Origin of the sequence: Massilia sp. CT11-108 (genome assembly GCF_047302915.1) — a bacterium.
Lineage (GTDB): Bacteria > Pseudomonadota > Gammaproteobacteria > Burkholderiales > Burkholderiaceae_D > Telluria > Telluria orientalis.
In genome coordinates this window covers 1-284 of record NZ_JBKYMO010001465.1, presented here as the reverse complement: position 1 = coordinate 284, position 284 = coordinate 1, and the positions used below count along the sequence as shown (strand labels likewise).

The window sequence follows — 284 nt, the reverse complement described above, 5'->3', positions numbered from 1 at the left end:
GCACCGGCCAGGCCGAACGAACCGGCGGCGGCCGAACCCAGGTGGAACGGGGCACCGTGCAGCATCACGGCCAGCGTGGACCAGAAGGCCGAGAAGCCGATCGACAGCAGACCCTGGGCCATGGCGGCAAGGCGCAGCGCGCGGTGTTCTTTCCACAGCGCGAACAACGAGCCCAACAGGACCGGATACGGACTCGTGCTCGTCGGCCTGAAGCTCGGCAGGCCGCGGGCGAGGATCGCCGTCGTGAAGGCCGCGACGACCGCCGCGCCGAGCCTGTCCGTGCT

The 284-nt window shown here is 70.8% G+C and carries 1 pseudogene; it reads right to left on the bottom strand.

Features of this window, described 5'->3' with window-relative positions:
• A pseudogene (locus tag ACEN88_RS35290) lies at window positions 1–284 on the bottom strand (MFS transporter); the annotation flags it as partial.